General features: G+C 73.0%; 4 protein-coding genes. All 4 read right to left on the bottom strand.

Annotated elements, in window-relative coordinates:
• Window positions 1-121: 121 nt before the first annotated feature.
• The 4 genes from ACH4J0_RS03025 to ACH4J0_RS03010 all read right to left on the bottom strand — a co-directional run bounded on the left by ACH4J0_RS03025 (window position 122) and on the right by ACH4J0_RS03010 (window position 4,790).
• The gene (locus tag ACH4J0_RS03025) at window positions 122-946 is read right to left on the bottom strand and encodes a DUF3159 domain-containing protein (protein ID WP_396235943.1); all 825 of its coding nucleotides are present in this window, start codon (window positions 944-946) and stop codon (window positions 122-124) included.
• Between the two features lie 2 nt (window positions 947-948).
• Window positions 949-1,356: an OB-fold nucleic acid binding domain-containing protein gene (locus tag ACH4J0_RS03020; RefSeq protein ID WP_396235942.1), complete on the bottom strand. Its 408-nt coding sequence runs from the start codon at window positions 1,354-1,356 to the stop codon at window positions 949-951.
• A 65-nt stretch (window positions 1,357-1,421) separates the two neighbouring features.
• The gene (locus ACH4J0_RS03015) at window positions 1,422-2,102 is read right to left on the bottom strand and encodes a response regulator (RefSeq protein ID WP_033351413.1); all 681 of its coding nucleotides are present in this window, start codon (window positions 2,100-2,102) and stop codon (window positions 1,422-1,424) included.
• Window positions 2,103-2,198: 96 nt separating this feature from the next.
• Window positions 2,199-4,790 carry an ATP-binding protein gene (locus tag ACH4J0_RS03010; RefSeq protein ID WP_396235941.1) on the bottom strand — a complete coding sequence of 864 codons (2,592 nt, stop codon included), beginning with the start codon at window positions 4,788-4,790 and terminating at the stop codon, window positions 2,199-2,201.
• Between the last annotated feature and the right edge of the window lie 295 nt (window positions 4,791-5,085).

Genomic DNA, 5,085 nt, shown 5'->3' with positions numbered 1-5,085 from the left:
CTTTTACACCTGGTAGGAGGCCCGGTGGGTGGCGCCCCCCGGGGGGGGGGGGGCCCCCGGGGGGGGGGCCCCCCCCCCCGGGGGGGGGGGGGGGGCCCCTCGGCCGTACCGGCGGGAGCGGCTACTTGGCCGGCTCCTCCTCGTCGTCCACCGGCGCCTTGATCGGCGGTGGCGCCTTCAGCAGGATCTGCCAGGTGACGTACATCGCCAGCAGCAGCGGCGGGATGCCGAGGGCGACCTTCAGCCAGCCGAGCAGGTTGACGTTGTGGGTGAAGTACAGCGGGAAGAGGATCACCGGCTTGAGGCCCATGATCACCACCCAGGCCCAGGTCGCCTTGGTGTAGGCGGCGAGACGGCCCGGGTTCTCCTTGCGCCAGGTGAACATCTCGCCGGTGATCGGGCCGAGCATCACCCCGATCATCGGCCAGCGCGCCAGGGCGGAGACCGCCAGGGCGATGCAGTAGCCGACGTTCCAGAGCAGTCCGGGCAGGTAGAAGTCCTCGGCCTTGCCGCTCTTCATCGCGATCCAGGCGCCGAGGGCGACACCGAACACGCCGCTGAAGGCGTGCTGGATGGTCTCCCGCCGGGCCAGCCGGGCCACCACGAACAGCGCGCTCAGGCCGAGCGCGGCCCAGGCGGCGGCGCTGACCTGATGGGTGATGTTGTAGGTGACGATGAAGACCAGGCCGGGCAGCGTCATGTCGATCATGCCGCGCACGCCGCCGAAGGCCTGGAGGACGGTGTCGGCGGCCTCCTTGGAGGCGGCCTTCCGGGCGGCCTCGGCGGCCTCCGGGTCCAGCGGCCGGTCCGCGGCCGACGCGGTGCCCTCGATCGTCCGCGCCAGGCCGTCCGCGGCCTCCTCGGCGGCGCTGGCCTGCCAGGCGGCCACGTCGGCGGCGTCCAGGTCGATCCGGGCGGCGGCGTCGCCGCCGGGGTGGTTGCTCACGCTCACTCGCTCCCGTGTCCGACCGGACGCAGCTCATAGCGGGGGTTGAACAGCACGCGGCGCCCGCGTGCGTGGCTGATCCGGCCGCTGGCGACCAGTCGGCGGCCCGGCTCTATGCCGGCGATCGAGCGGCGGCCCAGCCAGACGACCTCCAGCGCCTCGGTACCGTCGAAGAGCTCGGCCTCCAGGGCCGGCACCCCGGCCCTCGGGCGGAGCGTCACCGTGCGCAGCGTGCCCGCGACGGTGACCAGCTGACGGTCGGCACAGCCGGCGATGGGCGTGCAGCCCGACTCGGCGGCGCTCTCCTGGCGCAGGTCCTCGGCGTCCAGTTCCTCGGCCGAGGAGGTCAGCCGGCTGAGCATGCGGCGGAACCGCCCCTGCTGCCGGCCGCTGCTGTTGTCACCACTCATGTCGGCAGGGTACCGGGTTCCGGGACCCCGGCGGCAGGCGTCACGGCCGCCGGGGCGCGGCGCGGTCAGCTCTCGAAGCGGTATCCCATGCCCGGTTCGGTGATGAAGTGGCGCGGGTGCGAGGGGTCGCGCTCCAGCTTGCGGCGCAGCTGGGCGAGGTAGACCCGCAGGTAGTTGGTCTCGGTGCGGTATGCCGGGCCCCACACCTCCTGGAGCAGCTGGGTCTGGCTGACCAGCCGTCCGGCGTTGCGGACCAGCACCTCCAGCAGGTGCCATTCGGTGGGCGTGAGGCGTACGTCGGTGCCGTCCCGGTTGACCTTCTTGGCGGCGAGGTCGACGGTGAAGCTCTCGGTGACGACCAGCGAGTCGTCCTCCCCGGCCACCGGCTCGGCCCGGCGCACGGCGGCCCGCATCCGGGCGAGCAGCTCGTCCATCCCGAAGGGCTTGGTGACGTAGTCGTCGGCGCCGGCGTCCAGGGCCTCGACCTTCTCGTCGGAGGCGTGCCGGGCCGACAGCACGATGATCGGCACGCGGGTCCAGCCGCGCAGGCCGCGGATCACCTCGACGCCGTCCATGTCGGGCAGGCCCAGGTCGAGCACGACGACGTCCGGATGGCGGGCGGCCGCGAGTTCCAGGGCGCTCGCGCCGTCATGGGCCGCGTCGACCTCGTACTTGCGGGCCTTGAGGTTGATCACCAGTGCGCGGACGATCTGCGGTTCGTCGTCCACCACGAGGACCCGGGTCATTTACGGGCTCCGCCTTTCGGGCTGTCGGATCTTACGGACTGTGTCTCGGCCTGCGGTACGACGGGCTCCGCCCGGACCGCCATGATCAGCCGGTTCTCATGTGATCAGCTGGGGGAGCGGATCGCGGCCCTCGCCGGTCGGCCCGTCCGGTTCGGGCGGCCGCTCGACCGCGGGCAGGCTGACGACCATGGTGAGTCCGCCGCCGGGGGTGTCCTCGGCGGTGACGGTACCGTCCATCGCCTCGACGAACCCGCGCGCCACCGCGAGCCCGAGGCCCACCCCGGCGCCGCGCGGCGCGTCCCCGTAGCGCTGGAACGGCGCGAAGATCCGCTCCTTGGCCTCCTCGGGCACGCCCGGGCCGCGGTCGACGATCCGCAGCTCGACCCGGCCGGGCCGGCCCGGCTGCTCCAGGGCGTCGGCCTTGACCAGCACCCGGACGCCGTCCGGGCTGTACTTGACGGCGTTCTCGACCAGGTTGGCCAGCGAGCGCTCCAGCAACCCGCCGTCGGCCCGGACCATCGGCAGCGTCTCCGGGACCTCCAGCCGGACGGACTCCGGCGGCACGCCGCCGAGCGCGTACGGCACCACCTCGTCCAGGTCGGTCTCCTGGATCAGCGGCGTGACGGTGCCGGTCTGCAGCCTGCTCATGTCGAGCAGGTTGTTGATCAGGTGGTCGAGCCGGTCGGCCCCGGCCTCGATCCCGGCCAGCAGTTCGGCCTCGTCCTCCGGGTCCCACTCGACGTCGGCCGAGCGCAGGGAACTCACCGAGGCCTTGATGCCCGCCAGCGGGGTGCGCAGATCGTGCGAGACGGCGGCCAGCAGAGCGGTCCGGATCCGGTTGCCCTCGGCCTCCCGGCGGGCCGCGACGGCCTCCCGGGCCAGCCGGCGGCGTTCCAGCACCACGGCGGCCTGCGCCGCGAACGCCCCCAGCAGCCGCCGGTCCGCGCCGGGCAGCACCCGGCCGCGCAGCACCAGCGCCAGGCTCTCGCCGACCGGGACGTCCACATCGGCCTCCTCGGGCCGCTCCGGCGGACGCGGTCCGGCGGTGGCGACCGGCACCCAGCCGCCGGTCGGTTCGGGCCGCTCCAGCAGGGCCGCGCTCTCCTGCCCGAAGGTCTCCCGGACCTGCTCCATCAGCGCGGTCAGCACCCCGTCACCGTTCGGCGCGCCGCGCAGCACCGTGCCGGCCAGCGCGCTGAGCGTCTGCGCCTCGGTCTGGGAGCGGGCCGCCTGGTGGGTGCGCCGGGCCGCCAGGTCCACGACGGAGGCGACCGAGCAACCGACGACGGTGAATATCGCCACCGCCATGATGTTCTCCGGCTCGTTGATGGAGAACGTGTGCAGCGGCGGGGTGAAGTAGAAGTTCAGCACCGAGGAGCCGACCAGCGCGGAGCCGATCGACGGCAGCAGCCCGCCGACCAGCGCCGCCAGCACCGTCAGCGACAGGAACAGCAGCATGTCGGTGGACAGTCCCAGCCCGCCGATCGCCGTCAGCACGAGCGCCAGCAGCGGCGGACCGGCCAGCCCGATCAGCCAGCCCGCGACGGTCCGGGTCCGGCCCAGGTCCGTGATCCGGCGCACGGGTATCTTGCCGCGGCGGCCGTGCCCGGCGTGCTCGTGGGTGACCATGTGGACGTCGATGTCCCCGGCCTTCTGGGTCACCACGGTGCCCACGCCCGGCCCGTACAGGTACTGCCAGCGGGGCCGGCGGCTGGTGCCCAGAACGATCTGGGTGGCGTTCACCCCCCGGGCGAAGTCCAGCAGCCCGCCGGCCGGGTCGTCGCCGAGGACGTTGTGGAAGGAGCCGCCGAGGCTCTCCACCAGGGCCCGCTGCTCGATCAGCGTCTGCGGGGAGCCGGAGCCCGCGAGCCCGTCCGAACGGGAGATGTGCACCGCCAGCAGCTCGCCGCCGGAGACCCGGGCCGCGATCCTGGCCGCCCGGCGGATCAACGTCGCCCCCTCGGGGCCGCCGGTCAGGCCGACAACGATCCGCTCCCGGGCCTGCCAGGTGCCCTCGATCCCCTGCTCCGCGCGGTACTTCTGCAGGTACTCGTCCACCCGGTCCGCGGTCCACAGCAGCGCCAGCTCGCGCAGTGCGGTCAGGTTGCCCGGGCGGAAGTAGTTGGCGAGCGCGGCGTCGACCTTCTCCGGGGTGTACACGTTGCCGTGCGCCAGCCGCCGCCGCAGCGCCTGCGGGGACATGTCCACCAGCTCGATCTGGTCCGCCCGGCGGACCACCTCGTCGGGGACGGTCTCCCGCTGGCGCACCCCGGTGATGCCCTCGACGGCGTCGCCCAGCGACTCCAGGTGCTGGACGTTCACGGTGGAGATCACGTCGATCCCGGCCGCGAGCAGCTCCTCGACGTCCTGCCAGCGCTTCTCGTTGCGGCAGCCGGGCACGTTGGTGTGAGCCAGCTCGTCCACCAGCGCCACCTCCGGGCGCCGGGCCAGCACGGCGTCCAGGTCCATCTCGGAGAACCTGGCGCCCCGGTGCACCACCTGCTGGCGCAGCACGACCTCCAGCCCGGCCACCAGGTCCGCGGTCCGTCGCCGGCCGTGGTCCTCGACGAACGCCACCACGACGTCCGTCCCGCGCTCCTGCCGCCGGTGCGCCTCGGCGAGCATGGCGTACGTCTTGCCGACCCCGGGGGCCGCCCCGAGGTAGATGCGTAGCCTGCCTCGTCCCATGAGCACCATTCTTGATCCGGCCCTGCCCGGGAGCCACCCCCGGACACCTGTTCCCCCGCCTTCGAGACTACGGCGTGAGCGGCGAAATTCCGCTGATCAGTCCAGTGATCACGCCGTTTTAGCGGCATATTGACGGAGGAGCAGCCACTCGGCGGGGGTCACGGGAGCTGGCGACGCCGGGCACCGTCCGAATTGCGGGTAAACGCGAAGAACCCCCATCCGGAATCCGGATGGGGGTTCTTCTGAATGATTGTTCGGCGGCGTCCTACTCTCCCACAGGGTCCCCCCTGCAGTA

The organism is Kitasatospora sp. NPDC017646, assembly GCF_044329365.1.
GTDB lineage: Bacteria > Actinomycetota > Actinomycetes > Streptomycetales > Streptomycetaceae > Kitasatospora.
The sequence above is the reverse complement of the archived record's forward strand: the minus strand, read 5'-3'. Positions and strand labels throughout refer to the sequence as shown.